Below are 21,926 nucleotides of genomic sequence, written 5' to 3'. Positions count from 1 at the left end.
TCCCGGTCGCACCCGCGCGCGGCACTAGGCAACCGGGCGCGCGCCCAGCAATTCTTGCGCAGCGGCGCGCGCTGTATCGGTGATCGTATCACCCGACAGCATTCTTGCAATCTCTTCGATCCGGTCATCGGCGGAAAGCGGCACAACACGCGATAATGTCATCTCATTCGTGATCTGCTTCTCGACGCGCCAATGATGCTGCCCAAGTGCCGCAACCTGTGGCGAATGTGTCACCACCAGAACCTGCGCGCCAGATGCAAGTGCCAGCAACCGACGCCCGACCGCGTCGGCGGTGGCCCCACCGACACCGCGGTCGATTTCATCAAAGATCATCGTCACGCCAGTTGTCTCGCGTGTCAGGCAAACTTTCAGCGCCAGCAGGAAACGCGACAACTCCCCCCCCGAAGCAATACGCGACAACGGCCCCGATGGCGCGCCGGGGTTGGTGGCCACTTCGAAGCTGACAAGATCCTGACCGTCCGGGCCGGGATCGCAGGGGGTGATGGCTGTCCGAAAGACCGCGCGTTCCATCTTCAATGGTGCAAGTTCCTGCGCCATTGCCTTGTCCAGATGCAGTGCCGCGCGCGTCCGTTCTTGTGTCAGAAGGGTTGCGGCTGTGTCATACGCGGCCTGTGCTTTGGATTTGATGCGGGCAAGCTCTGCAATCTCGCGTGCGCCATTGTCCAGCCGGGCCAGTCGTGTCGACAGGTTTTCGGCCAGTGTTGCCAGTTCATCGGGCAGACACGAATGCTTGCGGGCCAGCCCGCGTAAGGCAAATAAGCGGTCCTCCACGGCTTCCAACTCGCCGGGATAGATGTTCAGCGCCTCGACGCAGCTTTCGACACCTTGCTGGGCATCGCCCAGTGCATCCAAAGCGCGGGCAAGCGCTTCGAGGGGGGCGTCTGCCTGCCCCTGAAGGCCATCAGCGGCCCCTTCCAGCCAGCGCACCGCATCAATCAGCAGGCGTTCCGCCCCATCTTCGGACAGGGCCGTATGCGCGCGCGCCACATCTTCGCGCAACCGTTCGGCGGCCTGCATCTGGCGGCGTCGCGTATCAAGGGCTGCTTCTTCGCCCGGTTCGGGCGCAAGGGCTTCAAGCTCTGCAACCGAATGGCGCAGATACTCTTCCTCAGCCGCCATTTCTTGCAGGCGTGTGGTTTCTTCGCTGTGGGCCTTGGTGGCCTGCCGCAAGGCGCGCCACGCTGTGCGACACCCGGCCAATGTCGTGTCCGATGTGCCGAATGCATCCAGAAGCGTGCGATGCTCACGCGGGTTCAGCAGCCCTTTGTCGTCTTGCTGGCCGTGCAATTCCACCAGCGAAACCGACAGTGCGCGCAACACCTCGCCCGAGGCGCGGCGGTCATTGACCCAAGCGGTCTTGCGTCCGTCCCGAGAGTTGACGCGGCGCAGCAACAGCGTATCGGTGCGCTCAAACCCGGCTTCGGCCAGAATATCTTGGGCGGCATGATCTGGCGAAAGTGCGAATTCGGCCACCACTTCGCCCTGATCGGCCCCTTGGCGCACCAGATCGGCACGGCCACGCCAGCCCAGAACAAACCCCAGCGAATCCAAGAGGATCGATTTGCCTGCACCCGTTTCGCCGGTCAATACATTCAGGCCGGGCTGAAAGCGAAGCTCCAGCCGGTCAATGATCAGCACATCCCGAATATCGAGCGACAAGAGCATGGTCCTGCTCAGCCCCTTGCGTGAGAGTGTTGCGTGGTATCAGATCCAGTCGCCACGCAAGGCCTGTCGGTAAATCGTCTGCAGCCACCCTTCGCCACGTGCTTCGGGTTCCAACCCTTGGCCTGTCAGCAGACGGAAACTTTCCTGATAGAAAGGGTTCGCCTCGAAGTTATATCCAAGGATGGCGGCGGCCGTTTGCGCTTCATCCCGCAGGCCAAGCGACACATAGGCCTCGACCAGACGGTGCAGCGCTTCGGGCGTGTGGGTGGATGTCTGGAAATCCTCGACCACGACACGGAAACGGTTGACCGCAGCGTTGAAATTGCCGCGCCGCAGGTAGTAGCGCCCGATTTCCATTTCCTTGGCCGCAAGATGATCAAAGGCCAGCTCGAATTTAAGAATCGCCGAGCGCGTGTAATCGGTATCGGGATATTCCTCGATCAGGCGGCGCAAATGCTGAAGGGCCTGAAAGGTCAAACCCTGATCGCGCCCGACTTCGTCGATCTGGTCATAGAAGGACAGCGCCAGCAGGTAGGCGGCATATGGCGCTTCTTCATCGCCGGGATATGTGTCCAGAAAACGCTGTGCCGCAGAACGGCTTTCTTCATATTCGCGCGCCCTGTGATGGGCATAGGCTTGCATGATCAAGGCGCGACGCGACCATTCTGTATAAGGATACAGGCGCTCTACTTCCTGGAAGTAGCGCAAGGATGACGCACTGCGCCGCGACGTCTCTAACTCATACTCGCCGCGCTGAAAGATCTCTTCCGCCGAAAAATCGGCGAGCGACTCGTCAGGTCCAGTGTTCCGGTTACAAGCAGACAGGGCCGCCACAACCAGGACGACGGTCCCCAGTTTTCGGATTCCAGACTTTGAAATCATCTCCTGCCACCCCATCGCATTTCTGACTTTGAGTTCTGTTATCACAGAAAAAACGGTGGCGCAAAATGCCTTTTTCCAATTAGGCACTGATTACATGGCCAAGCGCAATTAGGCCGATAGGCGCAAATCATCAATTGACAGTCCAAGTCCGGGCAATGTTGCGCAAACCGTGCTGTCACATTCGACAAATTCATAATTTGCAGGGTCCGAGAACAGTGCTTGAAGCACACGCCCTGTCAACGCATGGCCTGCGCGTACCGCCTCATAACGACCGATCAACGGATAGCCTGCGACATAAAGGTCACCCATCGCGTCAAGTATCTTGTGACGCACTGGTTCATCTGAGCGCCGCAATCCACCGGGACTTAGGACATCGCCTTCGTGGAACACCACAGCGTTTTCCAGCGTGCCGCCCAACGCAAGCCCGTGTTCCTGCATGGTTTCTACATCTTTGCGCATGCAGAATGTGCGGCAATCACTCACTTCGCGCAGGAATGTGCCGTTGCGCATATTCAGGTGCTTGTGCTGATACCCGATGGCAGGATCTGCGAAATCAATCTGGAAATCGATTTCCAGACGGTCAGACGGCAAAAGCCGTGCCGATGCGTCACCTTTTGTGACAGTGACCGGCCTGAGCACCCGCAATGCCAGCAATGGTGCATGCAGGGGCTTGATGCCTGCATCAAGGATGGCCCGCACAAACGGATCAGCGCTACCATCAAGAATAGGCACTTCGGCGCCATCAATCTCGATTACTGCGTTATGAATGCCACAACCATGCAGCGCCGCCAGAAGATGCTCTACTGTGCTGACGCGGATACCGTCGCTGTTTTGCAGAACGGTACACAGATTCGCCTCGACCCAGTTTTCGGGGCAGACCTGAATCATTTGTTGCGGTTTGGGCATATCGACGCGGCGGAACACCAGACCGGTATCGGCAGCAGCCGGGCGCAGACGCAGACGCACCGGCTTGCCACTGTGCAACCCGGTTCCAACGATCTGTTTTTCTGTACCGATAGTGTTCTGCATTTACCCGACCCGCGCTGCTCTTTTATTCTTTTTGCTGTTAACGGAAAGTATCCTTTGCGGATCAGGGTCGCAATTCACAGATTGTGACCTGCTGAAACAATAGCATTTCTGTGCTACGGCGCAGGGCGTGCCGCGCGGTCTTGGTGCATCTAATCTTATGATTTATAGGATTAATTCGCTCACTTGGCGCAGCAGATCAGCGGCCTTCACCGCTTCTTGCCTTTCGCGCTTTCTGCCATCTTGCGGGCCGCCTGTGCTGCGGCGCGCAACTCCTCGGCGATTTCATCGGCCTCATCAGGGTCGAAATCCAGTGGCAGGTCGACGCCATCACCGGCAACATAGATCCGAACCATGCCAATGGTGGTGGGTCCGATCTGCAAATGTGCCGAAATCTCGCTTTCGGAATTGATGCCCATGGTATGCTTTCCTTGTCTGATGACTATATCCTTTTCTGCGATACGTCGTCAGAAGATGATATTCAAGCTTTCGCCCCCTTGCATTCATCCGCATCCAAGGTTAAATCGCGCAAAGTGCCGCCTTAGCTCAGTTGGTTAGAGCGCTGGATTGTGGATCCAGAGGTCCCCCGTTCAAGCCGGGGAGGCGGTACCACTTCTCCCCTCAGATGAATCACTAGATCGCGCGCTTGTCAGCGCGGCATGACACCCGTATCTGGGACTGACGTTGCCATACACAATTTAAGGTTTGCGCGTCATGCCAGTGCTGCCCCGACATGATCTGCCATTCGCGCCGCGCAGGGCCTCGGTCGGGCTGTTTGGGGGATCGTTCGATCCCGCACATGAGGGGCATGTGCATGTGACGCGACATGCGTTGCAACGCCTAGAGTTGGATCGGTTGTGGTGGCTTGTCTCGCCTGGCAATCCCCTGAAGTCGTTTGGCCCCGCGCCGTTGCAGGCACGATTGACGCAGGCGCGCAAGTTGATGCGCCATCCGCGTGTCGATGTCACCCCGGTCGAGTCGCTTTTGGGCACGCGCTACACCGCCGATACGCTGCGCGCGCTAATGCATCTGTATCCTGAACGCCGGTTTGTATGGATCATGGGGGCAGATAATCTGGCGTCGTTTCATCAATGGGACAATTGGCGCGTGATTATGGAAAGCCTGCCTATTGCTGTTGTGGCGCGCCCCGGTCAGCAGTTGCGTGCGCTGTCCTCGGTTGCTGCGCGGCGCTATGCGCGCGCGCGTATCCCCGCGCGGTCCGCACCCCTTCTCAGCATGGCGCAGGCCCCTGCATGGTGTTTCCTGACCGTGCCGTTGCGCGATATCTCTTCCAGTCATTTGCGGGCACAGGGGAACTGGCTTGGTACCGGCCATCTGTAGCCGCGAAGCACGGAATTATGAGGGGGTATTTTTGCGAAAAGCTTGCTTGATGCGCAAAAGTTTCTTTAGATGCGACAAGCTGGGGAAGGCTGCACGTGAATATAAAGAATAAAGAATCGCTAACTGCGCTCAATATGTTGCTGTGGTTGCGGGGATGGTAATGCAGAATCTGATGCACCGCCGCAGATGCTTAAATCTTCTGATGGGGGGCGTTGCGATGGTGGCGATGCCCGCCTGCGCCAATGCGCCCGAACGCTCGATTCGCCCGACCCTGAAACCCGCACCGCCCGTCGAGGGGATCGTGGCGCGCTCTGCCCTTGGGGGTGATCTTGCCTTTGCCGTGATCGACATCCAATCGGGCAATCTGCTGGAGGGGCAGGGCGCGAACACCGCTTTGCCGCCCGCCAGTGTCGCCAAGGCGATGACCGCCCTTTATGCGCTGGAAGCGTTGGGGGCGGGGTATCAGTTTCGCACACGGCTGGTTGCGACCGGGCCTGTCAGTGATGGTGTCTTGCGCGGTGATCTGATCTTGGCGGGCGGGGGCGACCCGACGCTTGAGACAGACATGCTCGCGGCACTTGCTGCCGATCTGGTGCGCGGTGGTGTGCGGCAAATTACCGGCAAGTTTCTGGTCTGGGGCGGGGCCTTGCCCTTTGTCGAGGCAATCGCCGACGATCAGTCCGCGCAGGCGGGCTATAATCCGTCGGTGTCCGGGCTGAACCTGAATTTCAACCGCGTGCATTTTGGATGGGAACGCGCCGGCTCTGACTATGCGGTGACGATGGACGGGCGCTCGAGCCGGCACCGCCCCGCAGTGACAATGGCGCAGATGCAGGTCGCAAGCCGGTCCAGCCCACTTTATACATATCGTCGCACGGCCACGCAGGATCAGTGGAGCGTTGCGCGCAGTGCGCTTGGCAATTCAGGGTCGCGCTGGCTGCCTGTGCGTCAGCCGGAACTGTATGCAGGCGAGGTGTTTCGCAATCTGGCGGGCGCGCAAGGTCTGACGCTGCCTGCGCCAGAAGTTGCCCGCGCCGCGCCCGCAGGGCAGGATCTGGTGACGCATCGGTCGCAACCGCTTCAAACGGTGCTGCGCGATCTGTTGCGGTTTTCAACCAATATCAGCGCCGAGGCGGTGGGCATGACAGCCAGTGCTGCGCGCGGTGGGCGACCTGCCAGTCTGGGGGCCTCCGCCGGGCAAATGTCCGATTGGGCACGGACACGCTATGGCATGTCCAGCACGCGGATGGTGGACCATTCGGGCCTTGGTGCGGACTCGCGCGTGTCGATGACCGACTTGGCGAATATGTTTCGGCTGGCCGGGCAGGACGGGGCCTTGCGTGCGATTCTGCGCGAACACCCGTTCCGCGACAGCAATGGCAACCTGCGGCCACGCACCGATATGGATGTGCGCGCCAAGACAGGCACGCTGTATTTCGTCTCGGCGTTGGGGGGGTATTTACGCGCACCCGGCGGGCGCGATCTGGCCTTTGCCATCTGTTCTGCCGATCTTGCGCGGCGCGCGCGCGTGGCAGGCGGGCAGGTGGACCGGCCCGAAGGCACCGCCGCATGGGCGCAGCAAGCCCGTCAGATGAAACAGGAATTGCTGGTTCGCTGGGCGCAGGCGCATTCGTGACATAGGGGCGGCAGATTGCCTGCCGCCGCTATGGGTCAGGGTGTGAGTGTCTGCGCGAGGAATTTTTCCAGCCAGTGAATGTCATAGGTGCCATGCTGGACATCCGGTTCTGACAAAAGCGCGCGAAACAGGGGCACGGACGAATCCACCCCGTCGATGATCAACTCACCCAAGGCACGGTTCAGCCGCGCCAGTGCTTCGGGCCGGTCGCGGCCATGCACGATCAGCTTTGCAATCAGGCTGTCGTAATAGGGCGGGATCGTATAGCCGGAATAGAGCGCTGAATCCATCCGCACGCCCAGCCCGCCGGGTGCATGATAGGTTTCGACACGCCCCGGACAGGGTGTGAAATTCGGCAGTTTTTCGGCGTTGATGCGCACCTCGATGGCGTGGCCATTCAGGTGCAGGTCATCTTGCGTGAAAGACAAGGGCAAGCCCGACGCGACGCGGATTTGTTCGCGCACAAGGTCAACCCCGAAGATCGCTTCGGTCACAGGGTGTTCGACTTGCAGGCGGGTGTTCATTTCGATGAAGTAGAATTCGCCGTTTTCATACAGAAACTCGATCGTGCCCGCGCCCCGGTAGCCAATTTTGGCGACAGCATCCGCGCAGGTTTTGCCAATGCGCGCGCGCAATTCGGGCGTGATCGAGGGGCCGGGCGCTTCTTCCAGCACTTTCTGGTGGCGGCGTTGCAGCGAACAGTCGCGCTCGCCCAAGTGAACGGCAGTGCCCTTGCCATCGCCAAAGACCTGAATCTCGATATGGCGGGGCGTGTCCAGATATTTTTCCAGATAGACCTCGTCATTGCCAAAGGCGGCCTTGCCTTCGGAGCGGGCTGTGCGGAATGCGGTTTCCAGTTCTGCCGCGCTGCGCGCCAGTTTCATACCGCGCCCGCCACCGCCTGCCGTGGCCTTGATGATGACAGGATAGCCGATTTCCTCGGCCACGCGTTGGGCCGTCTCGTAATCGGGCACGCCACCTTCTGACCCCGGCACACAGGGCACGCCAAGTGCCTTCATGGTTTCCTTGGCGGTGATCTTGTCGCCCATCATGCGGATATGTTCGGCTGACGGGCCAATAAAGGTGATGGCGTGATCTTCGACAACCTGCACGAAGGCTGCATTTTCGGACAAAAACCCATACCCCGGATGGATCGCATCTGCGCCCGAAATCTCGCAGGCGGAAATGATGGCGGGAACATGCAGATAGCTTTGGTTCGACGGGGCCGGGCCAATGCAGATCGCCTCATCTGCCATGCGCACATGCATGGCGTCAGAATCGGCGGTGGAATGGACCGCGACGGACGCTACGCCCATTTCGCGGCAGGCCCGGATGACCCGCAAGGCGATCTCGCCGCGATTGGCTATCAGGATTTTCTTTAACATCATCCGCGCCTTATTCGATGATCATCAGAGGCGCGCCAAATTCGACGGGGCTGCCATCGCTGATCAGAATGCGTTTGACCGTGCCTGCATGCGGGGCGGGAATGTGGTTCATGGTCTTCATCGCTTCGATGATCATAAGCGTATCACCTTCCGCGACCTGCGCGCCGATGCTGACAAAATTTGCAGAGCCGGGTTCTGCGGCCAGATATGCGGTCCCTACCATGGGCGATGTGACAGCGCCGGGATGCTGCGCGGGATCGGCAGGGGCTTCGGGCTTGGGCGCTTGTGCTGGCTGTGCTGCCGGGGCCGCTGCGGGCTGTGGCGCATATTGCATGGGCGCGGGATGTGCGCTGATCTTTGACACCTTCACGTTAAGGCTGTCATTCTCGCCATAGTCGCGCTTGACGCTGACTTCGGACAAGTCATTCTCATTGAGAAGTTCCGCAAGGGCTTTGATAAAGGCGACATCTGCGTCATTGCGGCTCTGCGTCATCATGTTCCTCGAGTGTTGGGCATGTCGGTTCGTGGCGCCTGCGCGCCCTGAATTTCGCGCGCTTATACTTGAGGCTGTCCCCGCTGTGAAGCCGCCTTTTTCGAGATTGCTCTGACAGAGCTGTGTCAATACTTGAAAATGGGGCTTCCCTCTTTTGTAAATCTTCGTAAATTGAGCCGGAAAAGGGGACATTGAGATGCCGCGCACAGCTTTGACAGGAACCCGAATTCGCGCGCGGCGCAACCTGCGGGGCTTGCGTCAGGCGGAGTTGGCACGATTGGTCGGCGTCTCGCCGTCATATCTGAACCTGATCGAGCATAACCGCCGCAAGGTCGGCGTGGATTTGCTGAGTGCGCTGGCGCAGGCGTTGGGTGTGTCTTCTGATGCCTTGGTCGAAGATACCGATGCGCGGCTGGTTGAAGGGGCGCGTGCAGCGGCGCTGCGCTGCAACGCCGAGTTGGTCGAGTTGGAGCGTATCGACGAATTCACAGGCCGCTTTCCGGGCTGGTCCAAGGTGCTGTCCGAAACACAAGCCCGCGTCGAGCGGCTGGAGCGCGTGGTCGAGCAGTTGAATGACCGCATGACCCATGACCCTTATCTGGGCGAGGCGCTGCACGAGATCATTTCTGCCGTGACCTCGGTTCAGTCTACGGCCACGATCCTGAACGATTCAGCCGAGATCGAGCCGGATTGGCAGGCCCGCTTTCATCAGAATATCCTGCATGACAGTGCGCGCCTGGCAGAAGGGGCGGTGGCGCTGGTCAATTACCTTGATGCAGGCAATACGGATGAAACCGGGCTTGCCGCCCCGCAGGAAGAGGTCGAGGCGTGGCTGGCGACGCGGGAGTTTCATCTGCCCGATCTTGAGAATGACACAGCCGATCCGCAAGCAATGGTGTATGGGCAGGTCGATTTGTCGTCCGAGGCGTCCCGGTTATTGGCGCTGCAATGGATCGGGCGCTTTCAGGCCGATGCGCGGGCATTGCCATTGCCCGAATTTCTGGCCGCGCTATTCCAGCATGGCCTTGCGCCTGACGCTTTGGCGCACCAGTTCAATGTGCGCTTCGATCAGGTGTTGCGGCGTTTGGCGATGATGCCGCCCAATGCGCTGCAAAATCTGGGTCTGCCTGCACCGGGGTTGGTGATTTGCGACAATTCCGGCACATTGATCTTCCGGCGCGGGGTCGAGGGGTTTGCCTTGCCGCGCTTCGGGGGGGGCTGCCCGCTCTGGCCGCTATATCAGGCATTGCAGCGCCCGCATCAGCCCTTGCGCCAGGCACTGGTGACGGCAGGGCGGATGGGGCGGAGCTTTGTGGCCTATGCCTATGCGACAACCGAGGTGGTGCTGGGATATAACCGGCCAACTGTCTTGCAGGCGAGTATGCTGATTGTACCTGCCGACAGCCTGTCGCAATCCGAAGCGGCGCCCCCTGTTGTCGTTGGGTCAAGTTGCCGGACCTGTGCGCAGCTAGATTGCCCTGCACGCAGAGAGCCATCGATACTGATGACTGCCACCGATCCCGGTCTGGAGCTTTGACACAAGACAGAAATGCAGGGTAAATGAAATTGCGGGGCGGCTGGAGGAAGTTTGCCGTCTTGCACAGGTGATCTGGACGCGCACAGAACAGTTGCGCCCTCAGATCCCCGCAAGGCAGGGAGGAACCTTGTGATGGAGAAGCGTGTGCTGGTCATCGAGGACGAGCCAAACATATCAGAGGCTTTGCGCTTCATCCTGACCCGGAACGGGTGGCGGGTCGATGTCTCTGCCGATGGGCATGCAGCGATGGGCGCTATGCGTGATGATCCGCCTGATCTGTTGATTTTGGATCTGATGTTGCCGGGGCTGAGTGGATTCGACATTCTCAGATCGCTGCGCGCCGAAGAAGGCACGCGCAATCTGCCGGTGTTGATGCTGACCGCCAAGGGCCAAGCTGCCGACCGGTGTGAGGCAGAGCGTCTGGGTGTAACCCGCTTCATGACCAAGCCTTTCGCCAATGCCGAGGTCATCGAGGCCGTGCGCGAATTGGCGGGGCCATGAGGCCGCCGCACAGCCCCCAGTTTCTGGCCCGCGGCACTTACCGTATCCGGCGCCTTATGGATGCTGCGCGCTTCTTGCCGATACTTGGGTTGGTGCTGCTGCTCTTGCCGCTCATGCGCCACGATCACGGCACTGACGCACCGCCAACCGCTGTCGAAGGGGTGTATCTGTTTCTGGTCTGGATCGGGTTGATTGTGGCGGCATTTGTGATGTCCTTGGGGTTGCGCCGCACACTTGACCCGCCAGAAACGCGCCTCACGCGCCTCACGCGCCTCACGCGCAGAGACGCGCCCCGCCCCGCCCCGGATGAGGAAGGCTAGGCGCATATGTCCTTCAACCTTCTGGTGCTGACATGTCTGGGCTATGTGATCTTGCTGTTTGCCGTGGCGTCGGCGGCGGAACGCAGCGCTGCCGAAGGGCGCGCAGGCTGGCTGCGCTCGCCCTTGGTGTATACCTTGTCCCTGTCTGTCTATTGCACCGCATGGACATTTTACGGCGCTGTTGGCTATGCCGCGCGCTCTGGTCTGGAATTTATGACCATATATCTGGGGCCGACGCTGGTTTTCGCGGGCTGGTGGGTGATCTTGCGTAAGCTGGTGCGTATCGGGCGCGAGAACCGTGTCACGTCAATCGCGGATATGATTTCGGCGCGCTATGGCAAATCCAATCTGCTGGGGGTGATTGTCACGCTGCTCTGCGTGTCTGCCGGCACGCCTTATATTGCGCTGCAACTTCAGTCGATTTCGCAATCCTTCACTGTGTTTGCAACTGACCCGACAGGGACCGGCCTTGCGACGGACCGCAATCTGATTGCGCTATGGGTTGCGGGCGGGCTGGCATTGTTCACCATTGCCTTTGGCACGCGCAATCTGGATGCGAATGAACAGCATCCCGGCGTTGTTACTGCCATCGCGGTCGAGGCAGTGGTCAAACTTCTGGCGCTGATTGCGGTGGGCATTTTCGCGGTGTGGTTTGTGGCCTCTGGTCCGGCGGATATTTTGACGCGCATTGACGCACAGGCCTTGCCGGAATGGCAGATTCAACCGGGTCGCTGGACCGGGCTGATCCTGCTATCGGCCATTGCCATCATCTGTCTGCCGCGCATGTTTCAGGTGATGGTCGTTGAAAACACCAATGACCAACATCTGGCCACGGCAAGCTGGGCATTCCCGCTATATCTGTTTCTGATCAGCCTGTTTGTGCTGCCCATAGCCGTGGTCGGGCTGGAGGTCATGCCACCCGGCACCAACCCCGATATGTTCGTGCTGACATTGCCGCTGCATTTCGGGCAGGACGGGTTGGCGCTGCTGTCGTTTCTGGGCGGGTTTTCGGCGGCCACCTCGATGGTGATTGTTGCCTCTCTCGCACTGGCGACGATGGTGTCCAACCATATCGTTGTGCCGCTGTGGCTAAAGGTGCGGTCGGCGCAAAATCTGGACACGGGCGATATGCGGCTGCTGGTTCTCAGCGTGCGGCGCTTGTCGATCACGCTCGTGCTTGGGTTTGGGTATGTCTATTACATCGTCACGGGCGGGTCTGCGGCACTGGCGGCGATCGGGCTGATTGCCTTTGTGGGGGTCGCGCAGATTCTGCCCGCGCTGTTGGGCGCTTTGTTCTGGCGCGGGGCCAGCCGGACAGGGGCGGCCCTTGGGTTGGTGGTGGGCACGGTGTTGTGGTTCTATACGTTGTTCCTGCCAAGCTTCGGCCCTGACATCTTTTTGTCCGCGCAGGTCATGGAACAGGGGCTTTTGGGGCAGTCATGGTTGCGCCCCTATAATCTGTTTGGTTTGACGACGCTTGACCCGCTGCTGCATGCGCTGTTCTGGTCGCTGGCCCTGAATGCGCTGTCGTTTTGCATCGGCTCTTTTCTCAGCTTTCCAAGCCCGATTGAGCGCGTGCAAGGCGCGTTGTTCGTCAATATCTTTGACCGGCCCGGACCGGCGCGCAGTTGGACCAGACCTGTGGCCGAGGCTGAAGATCTGCTGCCCATGACCCAGCGCATTCTTGGCGCGACCGAGGGGCAGGCCTTTTTCAGTGCGCAGGCGGAAATTCAGGGAAAGCAAGGCTTTCTGCCCGATATTACCCCCGAGTTTCTGGAGGCGCTGGAGTTGAAACTCTCTGGCTCTGTCGGGGCGGCCACGGCACATGCGATGCTTGCGCAAAGTGTCGGCACCGCTGTCGTCTCGGTTGAGGATCTGATGGCGGTGGCGTCCGAGACAGCGCAGATCATGGAATATTCTGCCCAGCTGGAAGCGAAATCAGATGAGTTGACGCGCACGGCGCGCAAGCTGCGCGAAGCTAATGAGATGCTGCAAAAACTGTCCGTCCAGAAAGATGCGTTCCTCAGTCAGATCAGCCATGAATTGCGCACGCCCATGACCTCGATCCGGGCCTTTTCAGAGATTCTGATGGACAATGATGGCATGTCATTGGAAGAGCAAAATCACTTTGCCCAGATCATCCATGACGAATCAATTCGGCTGACGCGGTTGCTGGATGATCTGCTGGACCTGTCGGTTCTGGAACATGGTCAGGTGCAGTTGAACATCGCGCCCGCCAATTTGCGTGATCTGATCGACAAGGCCATGACGGCCTCGAATTCGGTTCAGGCGGACCGCAAGTTCCGGATTCTGCGCAGCCGTGATCCCGAAGCGATTGAGGTGATAACCGACGCCGGACGATTGACCCAAGTGTTCATCAACATCATGTCGAATGCCCGCAAATATTGCGATGCGGCTGACCCGCAACTTAAGATCCATGTCCGCCAGCGCAAGTCTAAGATCGAGGTGGATTTTATCGACAACGGATCAGGTATCCCGCGTGACAAGCAGGCGCTGATTTTCGAGAAATTCTCGCGCCTGACCGATTCCATGCAGGCGGGCGGGGCAGGGCTGGGTTTGGCCATCTGCCGCGAGATCATGCACAATCTGGGCGGTGACATCAGTTATGTGCCCGGTCAGGGCGGTGCCGCGTTTCGCGTCAGTTTTCCGCGCGAACTCAAACCCCGCGTGACGCCCGAGCACTCTGTCACCAAGCCCCAGATCGCGCTGGAGTAAGCGTCTAGGCGGGATATGGGACAGGACTTTAGTTCCTGTATCCTGCCGGGGCGGGCATTCCGATGCTGCTATGACCTTAACTGACGCAAATTTAGGCAATCTGAAAAAATTTTACTAATTGATAAAATTTTTGATCCGTGGTTTCATCATCTCCACAAGAGCCAGTCATGAAAAGGCCAGCCATATGTCCAACAGTCTGACCACACCCGGAATCGCTGCCGCGCGCCTGAACCCGGACGCTTATGCAGACCATTTCGACGACCTTTATCCCGATTATGACCCGCACGAGGCGATGGTCGCGGCAGATCGCTGTTATTTCTGCCATGATGCGCCCTGCATCACAGCGTGCCCCACGGAAATAGATATTCCGCTGTTCATCCGCCAGATACAGGCGGGCCAGCCCGAAGCGGCGGCGCGCACCATCTTCGACCAAAATATCTTGGGCGGTATGTGCGCGCGGGTCTGCCCGACCGAAACCCTGTGCGAAGGGGCCTGTGTGCGCGAAGCAGCCGAAGGCAAGCCGGTTGAGATTGGCCGCTTGCAGCGCTATGCGACCGAGACATTGATCACACGGAACACGCATCCCTACACACGCGCCGCGCCGACTGGCAAACGCGTGGCGGTTGTGGGGGCAGGGCCTGCGGGCTTGGCTGCCGCGCATCGTCTGGCGATGAAGGGGCATGATGTCACGATCTTTGACCGGCGTGAAAAACCCGGTGGGCTGAATGAATATGGCATTGCTGCCTATAAGGCCGCACATGATTTCGCACAGGCCGAAGTGGATTGGCTGATGCGAATTGGCGGGATAACTTTGCGACAGGGGTGGGCCCTGGGGTCCGATGGAACTTTGGCCGACTTGCAGGCAGAATTTGATGCGGTGTTCCTTGGCATGGGTTTGGCCGGTGTGAATGCCTTGGGGCTATCTGGTGAAGACGCGCACGTCGCGCGCGATGCCGTCGAGTTCATTGCCGAGCTGCGCCAGACGGATAATCTGTCCACGCTGCCCGTGGGTCGGCATGTCGTGGTTATCGGGGGCGGCATGACCGCAGTGGATGCGGCAGTCCAATCGCGCCTGCTGGGGGCCGAACATGTCAGCATGGTGTACCGGCGCGGGCGCGACGCGATGAGTGCGTCCGACTATGAGCTGAGCCATGCCGCGAACGAAGGTGTGCAGATCATCACCAACGCAATGCCGATTGCCGTGCACGCCAATGGCGCTGTGCGCGAGGTCGAGTTTGCATACACCCATGCAGGCGAGACAGGCATGGAACCCACAGGCGAGACATTCCGGCTGAAGGCGGATCAGGTGTTCAAGGCCATCGGCCAGACGCTGGAGGGTGCACCCGAAGGCCTGGCGCTCGATGGGCGCAAAATCAAGGTCGATGAAACCGGGCGCACCTCGGTTCCGGGGGTCTGGGCCGGGGGTGATTGCACCGGCGGCGGCGAGGATCTGACCGTGACGGCCGTGGCGCAAGGGCGCGACGCCGCCGAGAGCATCCATGCCAGCCTGATGAAAAGCGGCGCGTAAGAACACGCCCCAAACGGAGTTTTTGACATGGCAAACCTGACGACGAATTTCATCGGCATCAAATCGCCCAACCCCTATTGGCTGGCGTCGGCCCCGCCGACAGACAAGGAATACAATGTCGTGCGCGCCTTCAAGGCGGGCTGGGGGGGCGTGGTGTGGAAGACGCTAGGCTCTGAGGGGCCGCCCATCGTCAACGTCAACGGCCCGCGCTATGGCGCGATCTGGGGCGCGGACCGCCGCCTGCTGGGTCTGAACAACATCGAGTTGATCACCGACCGGCCCTTGGAAATCAACCTGCGTGAGATCAAGAAGGTCAAACGCGACTGGCCCGACCGCGCAATGGTGGTCAGCCTGATGGTCCCCTGTGACGAAGAATCTTGGAAAGCGATTCTGAAACATGTCGAGGATACCGAGGCTGACGGGGTCGAGTTGAATTTCGGCTGCCCGCATGGCATGTCCGAACGCGGCATGGGTGCGGCTGTGGGCCAAGTGCCCGAATATATCGAAATGGTTACGCGCTGGGTGAAGCAGCATTCGCGTATGCCCTGCATCGTGAAACTGACGCCCAACATCGCCGATATCCGCAAACCCGCTGAGGCCGCCAAGCGTGGCGGGGCCGATGCGGTCAGCCTGATCAACACGATCAACTCGATCACAAGCGTCAATCTGGACACATTCAGCCCCGAGCCGATGATTGATGGCAAGGGCGCGCATGGCGGCTATTGCGGCCCGGCGGTCAAACCGATTGCACTGAACATGGTGTCCGAGATTGCCCGCGCGCCCGAGACGGCAGACCTGCCCATCAGCGGTATTGGCGGCGTCACCACTTGGCGCGATGCGGCGGAATTCCTGACACTGGGGGCAGGCAATGTGCAGGTCTGCACGGCGGCCATGACCTACGGGTTCGGGATCATCAAGGAACTGACCGCAGGTTTGTCGCAATATATGGATGAGAAGGGCTTTACCTCGGTTGACCAGCTTGTGGGCCGCGCGGTGCCGAATGTCACCGATTGGCAATATCTGAACCTCAATTACGTCACCAAGGCCAAGATCAATCAGGATTTGTGCATCTCCTGCGGGCGCTGCTATGCGGCGTGCGAAGATACCAGCCATCAGGCGATTTCCATGTCGCCGGATCGTGTGTTCGAGGTGATCGACGCCGAATGCGTGGCCTGCAACCTGTGTGTCAATGTCTGCCCGGTGCAGGATTGCATCACCATGGAGGAGATGCCCAAAGGGGCAACCGATCCGCGCACAGGCGAGGTGGTCAGCGATTGTGGCAACTGGACCTCGCACCCCAATAACCCGATGGCCAAAGCGGCCGAGTGATCAGGGGACAAGCAGGCGGGTATAGAGATGCTCAAGAAATGCCTCAGCCCCGTCGGTGGGGTCATGGTCGTCCCCCCGGATCATGGCGATCTGGGGGGCGAAATCGGCATAATGCTGCGTCAGGGACCAGATCGAGAAGATCAGGTGATAGGGGTCTATCGGCGCAATGCGCCCCGCGTCTGCCCATGCCTGCAAAAGCTGCGCCTTTTCATCGACAAGTGCGCGCAAATCGGTGCGGATGAACTCTTCCATCCGCGGCGCACCTTGCAGGATTTCATTGGCAAACAGGCGGCTTTCGCGCGGGAAATCACGCGACATTTGCAGTTTGCGGCGCATGTAGGCCATGATTTCCGCTTGTGGGTCACCGCGTGCATCCAGCATGCGCAACGGGTCCAGCCAAGTGTGCAGCAACCGCGTCAGCAATTCGCGGTGAATGGCGTCCTTGCTGTCAAAATAATACAGCAGGTTGGGCTTGGACAGGCCAGCTTGGGCGGCGATCTGGTCCAGCGTTGCCCCGCGAAAGCCATGGGTCGAAAACACGTCCAGCGCGGCATCCAGAATGATCTGGCGATTGCGCGTCTGGATACGCGAGCGCGCGGGCTTGCCCGCGCTGCCGGGTTTTTCATCGACTGGAAGGCGCGGCACGGTCATGGCGGGACAAGCTTCTTGACTGGATGGTCAAACTTGATAGCGTCCCTTCGGAATGAGTGCAAGCAATGCAGATGCAAACCCGTATCGCGTGCCATCGTCCCCGGATGACCAAAGATGACAAGAACGGCGAAGAAATGCCGTCACGACAGGGAGTTTACTATGTCTTCACCCGCTGCGAACATGAAAATCAACAGCGAGAGGCTTTGGAACAGCATTATGGAAATGGCCCGGATCGGGCCGGGCATCGCCGGAGGGAATAACCGCCAGACCGTGACCGACGAAGACAGCGAGGCTCGCCATCTGTTTCAAGACTGGTGCACGCAGGCGGGCGGCACCATGGGCGTGGATGACATGGGCACGATGTTCGCGCGGTTTGAAGGCACCGACCCTGATGCCTTGCCGGTCTATGTCGGCAGCCATCTGGACACACAGCCTACGGGCGGCAAATATGACGGGGTGCTGGGTGTTCTGGCGGGGCTGGAAATTATCCGCAGCATGCGCGATCTGGGCATCAAAACCCGACGCCCCATTGTTGTGACCAACTGGACCAATGAAGAAGGCACGCGCTTTGCGCCTGCCATGCTGGCCTCTGGCGTCTTTGCCGGCGTGTTGGAGCGCGACTGGGCGTATGCGCGCGTCGATGCACAGGGCAAGCGGTTTGGCGACGAGTTGGAGCGCATTGGCTGGAAGGGCGACGAGCCGGTGGGCGCACGCAAGATGCACGCATTTTTCGAGCTGCACATCGAACAAGGCCCCATTTTGGAAGCCGAAGGCAAACAGGTCGGCGTCGTCACCCACGGGCAGGGATTGCGCTGGATCGAATGCACTGTCACCGGCAAGGGCCAGCACACCGGTTCGACGCCCATGTATATGCGCCGTAATGCGGGCCGTGGCCTCGCGCGGGTGACAGAGCTGGTGCATGAAATCGCACTCAAGCATCAGCCCAATGCTGCTGGGGCCATCGGGCAGATTGATGTCTATCCGAATTCGCGCAACATCATCCCCGAAAAAGCCGTCTTCACCATCGATTTCCGCTCCCATGTGCTGGAGACGCTGGAAGCGATGGTGGCCGAACTCGACGCCCGCGCACCCGGTCTTTGTGCTGATATCGGGGTCAAATTTTCGTCTGAACTGGTGGGTTTTTTCGACCCGCCCGCCTTTGACGAGACATTGGTGGGGCGCGTGCGTGATGCGGCTGAACGTCTGGGTTACAGCCATATGGACATCATTTCCGGCGCAGGGCATGACGCATGCTGGATCAACCGCCTCTACCCGACCACGATGGTCATGTGCCCCTGCGTCGATGGCCTGTCGCATAATGAAGCCGAGGAGATTTTCCCCGAATGGGCCGAAGCGGGCGCAAATGTGCTGATGCATGCTGTGCTGGAAACAGCCGAGGTGGTGGGGTGATCCCCTCAATGGAATTTATGCGCGAGACATGCGCGCAGTTGAAACAGGGAGAAATCAGATGAGCACCGTTATCAAGAACGGCACCATTGTCACCCATGACTTGACCTACAAGGCCGATATCCGCGTTGAGGGCGGCAAGATTACCGAAATCGGCCCGAACTTGTCAGGCGATAGCGAACTCGACGCGACAGGTGCTTATGTCATGCCCGGCGGCATAGACCCGCACACCCATCTGGAAATGCCCTTCATGGGCACTTATTCGACGGATGATTTCGAATCCGGTACCCGCGCGGCTTTGTCGGGCGGCACGACGATGGTGATTGATTTCGCGCTGCCAAGCCCCGGTCAGGGGCTGCTTGACGCGCTGAAAATGTGGGACAATAAGTCCGGCCGCGCGCATTGCGACTATTCCTACCACATGGCTGTCACATGGTGGTCGCAACAGGTGTTCGACGAAATGCCCGAAGTCGTCGCGCGCGGTATCACCAGCTTCAAGCATTTCCTCGCCTATAAGGGCGCGCTGATGGTCAATGATGACGAGCTGTTCTCCAGCTTCCAGCGCCTGCGCGAATTGGGGGCCATTGCCATGGTCCATGCCGAGAATGGCGACGTGGTGGCCGAATTGTCCGCCCGCCTGTTGGCCGAAGGCAATACCGGCCCCGAAGGACATGCCTATTCGCGCCCCACGCAGGTCGAGGGCGAGGCCACAAACCGCGCCATCATGATTGCCGATATGGCGGGTGTCCCGCTCTATGTGGTGCATACATCTTGCGAGGAATCGCATGAAGCGATCCGCCGCGCAAAACAGGCAGGCAAGCGCGTCTGGGGCGAGCCGCTGATCCAGCACCTGACACTGGACGAGTCCGAGTATTTCCACCCCGACTGGGACCATGCCGCGCGCCGCGTCATGTCGCCCCCTTTCCGCAACAAGATGCATCAAGACAGCCTGTGGAACGGTCTGGCCAGCGGCAGCCTGTCGGTTGTGGCAACCGACCATTGCGCTTTCAGCACCGACCAGAAACGCTATGGGTTGGGCGATTTCACCAAAATCCCCAATGGCACTGGCGGGTTGGAAGACCGAATGCCCATGCTCTGGACCAATGGCGTGCGCACAGGGCGCATCACCATGAACGAATTTGTTGCTGTCACCTCGACCAATGTGGCCAAGATTTTCGGGATGTATCCGCGCAAGGGCGCCGTGGCAGTGGGCGCTGATGCCGATCTGGTTGTCTGGGACCCCGAGAAATCCAAGACCATCACCGCCAGCACGCAGCAATCCGCAATTGATTACAATGTGTTCGAGGGCAAAGAGGTCACAGGCCTGCCGCGCTTCGTGTTGTCGCGTGGTCGGGTCATGGTACGTGACGGCGCCTTTGACGGGCACGAAGGGCACGGCCAATTTGTCGCGCGCGACGCAAATGGCCCTGTCAGTCAGGCGCTCTCTGCATGGAAAGACCTGACCGCACCGCGGCCTGTGCAGCGCTCAGGCATTCCGGCGACGGGGGTGTGATGCGCGATACCCTGACAGCGCCTGTCATTTCAGCAAAGAACCTCAGCCTGACATTCCAGACGAATGACGGGCCTGTCCATGCCCTTAAGGATGTGTCGCTCGACATTGCCAAAGGGGAATTCGTCAGTTTCATCGGCCCGTCGGGCTGCGGCAAGACCACGCTTTTGCGCGTGATTGCGGATCTGGAACAACCGACCGAAGGCACACTGACCGTCAATGGCATGTCGCCCGAAGCTGCACGCAAGGCACGCGCCTATGGCTATGTGTTTCAGGCGGCGGGCCTGTATCCGTGGCGCACCATCGCGGGCAATGTGAAACTCCCGCTAGAGATTATGGGGTTTTCCCGCTCTGAACAGGAGGCGCGCGTCGAAAGGGTGTTGGAACTGGTGGAACTGTCAGGCTTTGCGCGCAAATTCCCGTGGCAGTTGTCAGGCGGGATGCAGCAGCGCGCCTCTATCGCCCGCGCGCTGGCCTTTGACGCCGATATCCTGCTGATGGACGAACCCTTCGGGGCATTGGACGAAATCGTGCGCGACCGGCTGAATGAGCAATTGCTGGAACTCTGGGCGCGCACCGAAAAGACGATCGGTTTTGTCACCCATTCGATCCCCGAGGCGGTCTATCTGTCCACCAAGATCGTGGTCATGTCGCCGCGTCCGGGCCGGATTACGGATATCATCGACAGCCCTCTGCCGCGCGAGCGGCCATTGGAATTGCGCGACAGCCCCGAATTCATCGAGATTGCGCACCGTGTGCGTGAAGGGCTCAGGGCAGGGCATCTGGATGACTGAAGCATCATTTTCTTGCGTCAAATACTCCGGGGGGCGAGGGGGCAGAGCCCCCCGAAAGGTGCACCAGTCATGCGCAATCTGATCCCTGTTCTTGTGGTGACGGCAACCTTGATCGCGCTCTGGTATGCCGCAGTTGTGCCGATGAATGCGCAATGGGCGCAGGATCAGGCCCGCCGTGCGGGTCAGGATCTGGGCTTTGCAGCGCTCATCTCCGAGACGATGACGCAGCAACGCCCGCGTCTGCCCGCCCCGCATCAGGTGATGGCAGAGTTGTGGAACTCCACCGTCGTGGAGGAGATGACGGGTCGGCGGGGGTTCATGAACACTGGCAGCCTGTCCAATCGCAGCCTTGTCTATCACGGCTGGGTCACGCTCTCTGCCACGCTTTTGGGTTTTGCCATCGGGTCTGCCCTGGGCGTCGCGCTTGCAGTGGGGATCGTGCATAACCGTGCGATGGATGCGAGTGTCATGCCTTGGGCGATTGCCAGCCAGACCATTCCTATTCTGGCCATCGCGCCCATGATTATCGTGGTGCTGAACGCCATCGGCATCACCGGGCTGATCCCCAAGGCGATCATTTCCACTTATCTAAGTTTCTTTCCAGTGGTTGTGGGCATGGTCAAAGGGTTGCGCGCGCCAGATCACATGCAGCTGGACCTAATGCGAACCTACAGCGCCAACGGCGTGCAGGTGTTTGGGAAACTGCGCTGGCCCTCCTCAATGCCGTATCTGTTCGCCTCGCTGAAAGTGGCGATTGCCGCCGCTTTGGTGGGGGCGATTGTGGCCGAATTGCCGACGGGCGCTGTGGCGGGGTTGGGCGCGCGTCTGTTGTCGGGCAGCTATTACGGGCAGACGGTGCAGATCTGGTCCGCGCTGTTTGCAGCCGCGATCCTTGCGGCCAGCATGGTAGCGCTGATCGGGTTGATACAGCGCGCCACCTTGAAACGTATGGGGATGGCGGCATGATGGTTCTGCGCGACAGCGGCGGGGTGCAATGGGCCGGTATGACGCTGGGCCTGCTTGCGGCCATCGCCTTCGGGATGACCGGCGCCGAGGGGCAGCCCGCCTTTCTGCCGCTTGCGGCCTTGCTTGCGGCCTTGCTTGTGTGGCTGGCCCTGCCAAGGGCCGACGGGATGGCGCATCTGGCGTTACTCGCCCTCATGA

Annotated in this window: 19 protein-coding genes and 1 tRNA gene; 13 read left to right on the top strand and 7 right to left on the bottom strand. The window is 59.9% G+C overall.

Going from position 1 to position 21,926, the window contains the following annotated elements; genetic code table 11:
• Nucleotides 1–24: 24 nt before the first annotated feature.
• From recN to BD293_RS10040, 4 genes are all read right to left on the bottom strand, one after another.
• Entirely contained in the window at nucleotides 25–1,686 is a 1,662-nt protein-coding gene (recN, locus tag BD293_RS10055; protein ID WP_142081343.1) for a DNA repair protein RecN, read from the bottom strand.
• Nucleotides 1,687–1,725: 39 nt separating this feature from the next.
• Nucleotides 1,726–2,568, bottom strand: coding sequence for an outer membrane protein assembly factor BamD (locus BD293_RS10050; RefSeq protein WP_142081341.1), 843 nt, complete (start codon nucleotides 2,566–2,568; stop codon nucleotides 1,726–1,728).
• A 108-nt stretch (nucleotides 2,569–2,676) separates the two neighbouring features.
• Nucleotides 2,677–3,597, bottom strand: a complete 921-nt coding sequence (gene lpxC / locus BD293_RS10045) for a UDP-3-O-acyl-N-acetylglucosamine deacetylase (RefSeq protein ID WP_142081339.1) — start codon at nucleotides 3,595–3,597, stop codon at nucleotides 2,677–2,679.
• Nucleotides 3,598–3,803: 206 nt separating this feature from the next.
• Nucleotides 3,804–4,013 carry a DUF6324 family protein gene (locus BD293_RS10040; RefSeq protein ID WP_142081337.1) on the bottom strand — a complete coding sequence of 70 codons (210 nt, stop codon included), beginning with the start codon at nucleotides 4,011–4,013 and terminating at the stop codon, nucleotides 3,804–3,806.
• Between the two features lie 116 nt (nucleotides 4,014–4,129).
• Between BD293_RS10040 and BD293_RS10035 the strand changes: the two genes are divergently transcribed.
• The 3 genes from BD293_RS10035 (at nucleotide 4,130) to dacB (ending at nucleotide 6,571) form a co-directional block, all read left to right on the top strand.
• Nucleotides 4,130–4,206, top strand: a tRNA-His gene (locus tag BD293_RS10035).
• A 102-nt stretch (nucleotides 4,207–4,308) separates the two neighbouring features.
• The gene (locus tag BD293_RS10030) at nucleotides 4,309–4,935 is read left to right on the top strand and encodes a nicotinate-nucleotide adenylyltransferase (RefSeq protein ID WP_142081335.1); all 627 of its coding nucleotides are present in this window, start codon (nucleotides 4,309–4,311) and stop codon (nucleotides 4,933–4,935) included.
• A gap of 160 nt (nucleotides 4,936–5,095) precedes the next feature.
• On the top strand, nucleotides 5,096–6,571 hold the full coding sequence (gene dacB, locus BD293_RS10025) for a D-alanyl-D-alanine carboxypeptidase/D-alanyl-D-alanine endopeptidase (protein ID WP_246086265.1): 1,476 nt from the start codon (nucleotides 5,096–5,098) through the stop codon (nucleotides 6,569–6,571).
• 35 nt (nucleotides 6,572–6,606) lie between these two features.
• On the opposite strand, the gene accC is transcribed toward dacB, so the two are convergent.
• Nucleotides 6,607–7,956, bottom strand: a complete 1,350-nt coding sequence (accC, locus tag BD293_RS10020) for an acetyl-CoA carboxylase biotin carboxylase subunit (protein WP_142084486.1) — start codon at nucleotides 7,954–7,956, stop codon at nucleotides 6,607–6,609.
• Between the two features lie 10 nt (nucleotides 7,957–7,966).
• Nucleotides 7,967–8,449: an acetyl-CoA carboxylase biotin carboxyl carrier protein gene (gene accB, locus BD293_RS10015; protein ID WP_142081334.1), complete on the bottom strand. Its 483-nt coding sequence runs from the start codon at nucleotides 8,447–8,449 to the stop codon at nucleotides 7,967–7,969.
• 196 nt (nucleotides 8,450–8,645) lie between these two features.
• Here accB and BD293_RS10010 point away from each other — a divergent pair, with 196 nt between their 5' ends.
• The 6 genes from BD293_RS10010 (at nucleotide 8,646) to preA (ending at nucleotide 16,400) form a co-directional block, all read left to right on the top strand.
• Complete coding sequence (locus BD293_RS10010; RefSeq protein ID WP_142081332.1) at nucleotides 8,646–9,986, top strand: helix-turn-helix domain-containing protein; 1,341 nt, start codon at nucleotides 8,646–8,648, stop codon at nucleotides 9,984–9,986.
• A 132-nt stretch (nucleotides 9,987–10,118) separates the two neighbouring features.
• Complete coding sequence (locus BD293_RS10005) at nucleotides 10,119–10,487, top strand: response regulator transcription factor (RefSeq protein ID WP_142084484.1); 369 nt, start codon at nucleotides 10,119–10,121, stop codon at nucleotides 10,485–10,487.
• A complete protein-coding gene (locus BD293_RS10000; RefSeq protein ID WP_246086264.1) occupies nucleotides 10,484–10,807 on the top strand; it encodes a hypothetical protein in 324 nt (107 codons plus the stop codon). Before BD293_RS10005 ends, BD293_RS10000 begins: the two co-directional genes overlap by 4 nt.
• Before the next feature lie 6 nt (nucleotides 10,808–10,813).
• Nucleotides 10,814–13,543 carry an ATP-binding protein gene (locus BD293_RS09995; protein WP_142081330.1) on the top strand — a complete coding sequence of 910 codons (2,730 nt, stop codon included), beginning with the start codon at nucleotides 10,814–10,816 and terminating at the stop codon, nucleotides 13,541–13,543.
• Nucleotides 13,544–13,727: 184 nt separating this feature from the next.
• Nucleotides 13,728–15,071, top strand: coding sequence for an NAD(P)-dependent oxidoreductase (locus tag BD293_RS09990; RefSeq protein WP_142081328.1), 1,344 nt, complete (start codon nucleotides 13,728–13,730; stop codon nucleotides 15,069–15,071).
• A 27-nt stretch (nucleotides 15,072–15,098) separates the two neighbouring features.
• Nucleotides 15,099–16,400 (top strand): NAD-dependent dihydropyrimidine dehydrogenase subunit PreA, encoded by a 1,302-nt coding sequence (gene preA, locus BD293_RS09985; protein ID WP_142081326.1) that lies wholly within the window; start codon nucleotides 15,099–15,101, stop codon nucleotides 16,398–16,400.
• On the opposite strand, the gene BD293_RS09980 is transcribed toward preA, so the two are convergent.
• Nucleotides 16,401–17,051, bottom strand: coding sequence for a TetR family transcriptional regulator C-terminal domain-containing protein (locus tag BD293_RS09980; protein ID WP_142081325.1), 651 nt, complete (start codon nucleotides 17,049–17,051; stop codon nucleotides 16,401–16,403).
• Between the two features lie 159 nt (nucleotides 17,052–17,210).
• On the opposite strand from BD293_RS09980, the gene BD293_RS09975 reads away from it, so the two are divergent.
• From BD293_RS09975 to BD293_RS09960, 4 genes are all read left to right on the top strand, one after another.
• Nucleotides 17,211–18,461, top strand: coding sequence for a Zn-dependent hydrolase (locus BD293_RS09975; RefSeq protein WP_142081323.1), 1,251 nt, complete (start codon nucleotides 17,211–17,213; stop codon nucleotides 18,459–18,461).
• Between the two features lie 58 nt (nucleotides 18,462–18,519).
• Nucleotides 18,520–19,971 (top strand): dihydropyrimidinase, encoded by a 1,452-nt coding sequence (gene hydA, locus BD293_RS09970; protein ID WP_142081321.1) that lies wholly within the window; start codon nucleotides 18,520–18,522, stop codon nucleotides 19,969–19,971.
• Nucleotides 19,971–20,762: an ABC transporter ATP-binding protein gene (locus BD293_RS09965; protein WP_211841011.1), complete on the top strand. Its 792-nt coding sequence runs from the start codon at nucleotides 19,971–19,973 to the stop codon at nucleotides 20,760–20,762. The genes hydA and BD293_RS09965 overlap by 1 nt, the downstream gene beginning before the upstream one ends.
• A 69-nt stretch (nucleotides 20,763–20,831) precedes the next feature.
• A complete protein-coding gene (locus BD293_RS09960; protein ID WP_142081319.1) occupies nucleotides 20,832–21,728 on the top strand; it encodes an ABC transporter permease in 897 nt (298 codons plus the stop codon).
• Nucleotides 21,729–21,926: the final 198 nt, after the last annotated feature.

Origin of the sequence: Roseinatronobacter monicus (assembly GCF_006716865.1) — a bacterium.
GTDB lineage: Bacteria > Pseudomonadota > Alphaproteobacteria > Rhodobacterales > Rhodobacteraceae > Roseinatronobacter > Roseinatronobacter monicus.
This window is presented reverse-complemented; position numbering and strand designations above follow the sequence as displayed.

Coding starts and splice junctions, on each gene's coding strand:
- recN (WP_142081343.1), bottom strand. CDS start 1,686: ATGCTCTTGTCGCTCGATATTCGGGATGTGCTGATCATTGACCGGCTG.
- BD293_RS10050 (WP_142081341.1), bottom strand. CDS start 2,568: ATGATTTCAAAGTCTGGAATCCGAAAACTGGGGACCGTCGTCCTGGTT.
- lpxC (WP_142081339.1), bottom strand. CDS start 3,597: ATGCAGAACACTATCGGTACAGAAAAACAGATCGTTGGAACCGGGTTG.
- BD293_RS10040 (WP_142081337.1), bottom strand. CDS start 4,013: ATGGGCATCAATTCCGAAAGCGAGATTTCGGCACATTTGCAGATCGGA.
- BD293_RS10030 (WP_142081335.1), top strand. CDS start 4,309: ATGCCAGTGCTGCCCCGACATGATCTGCCATTCGCGCCGCGCAGGGCC.
- dacB (WP_246086265.1), top strand. CDS start 5,096: ATGCAGAATCTGATGCACCGCCGCAGATGCTTAAATCTTCTGATGGGG.
- accC (WP_142084486.1), bottom strand. CDS start 7,956: ATGTTAAAGAAAATCCTGATAGCCAATCGCGGCGAGATCGCCTTGCGG.
- accB (WP_142081334.1), bottom strand. CDS start 8,449: ATGACGCAGAGCCGCAATGACGCAGATGTCGCCTTTATCAAAGCCCTT.
- BD293_RS10010 (WP_142081332.1), top strand. CDS start 8,646: ATGCCGCGCACAGCTTTGACAGGAACCCGAATTCGCGCGCGGCGCAAC.
- BD293_RS10005 (WP_142084484.1), top strand. CDS start 10,119: ATGGAGAAGCGTGTGCTGGTCATCGAGGACGAGCCAAACATATCAGAG.
- BD293_RS10000 (WP_246086264.1), top strand. CDS start 10,484: ATGAGGCCGCCGCACAGCCCCCAGTTTCTGGCCCGCGGCACTTACCGT.
- BD293_RS09995 (WP_142081330.1), top strand. CDS start 10,814: ATGTCCTTCAACCTTCTGGTGCTGACATGTCTGGGCTATGTGATCTTG.
- BD293_RS09990 (WP_142081328.1), top strand. CDS start 13,728: ATGTCCAACAGTCTGACCACACCCGGAATCGCTGCCGCGCGCCTGAAC.
- preA (WP_142081326.1), top strand. CDS start 15,099: ATGGCAAACCTGACGACGAATTTCATCGGCATCAAATCGCCCAACCCC.
- BD293_RS09980 (WP_142081325.1), bottom strand. CDS start 17,051: ATGACCGTGCCGCGCCTTCCAGTCGATGAAAAACCCGGCAGCGCGGGC.
- BD293_RS09975 (WP_142081323.1), top strand. CDS start 17,211: ATGTCTTCACCCGCTGCGAACATGAAAATCAACAGCGAGAGGCTTTGG.
- hydA (WP_142081321.1), top strand. CDS start 18,520: ATGAGCACCGTTATCAAGAACGGCACCATTGTCACCCATGACTTGACC.
- BD293_RS09965 (WP_211841011.1), top strand. CDS start 19,971: ATGCGCGATACCCTGACAGCGCCTGTCATTTCAGCAAAGAACCTCAGC.
- BD293_RS09960 (WP_142081319.1), top strand. CDS start 20,832: ATGCGCAATCTGATCCCTGTTCTTGTGGTGACGGCAACCTTGATCGCG.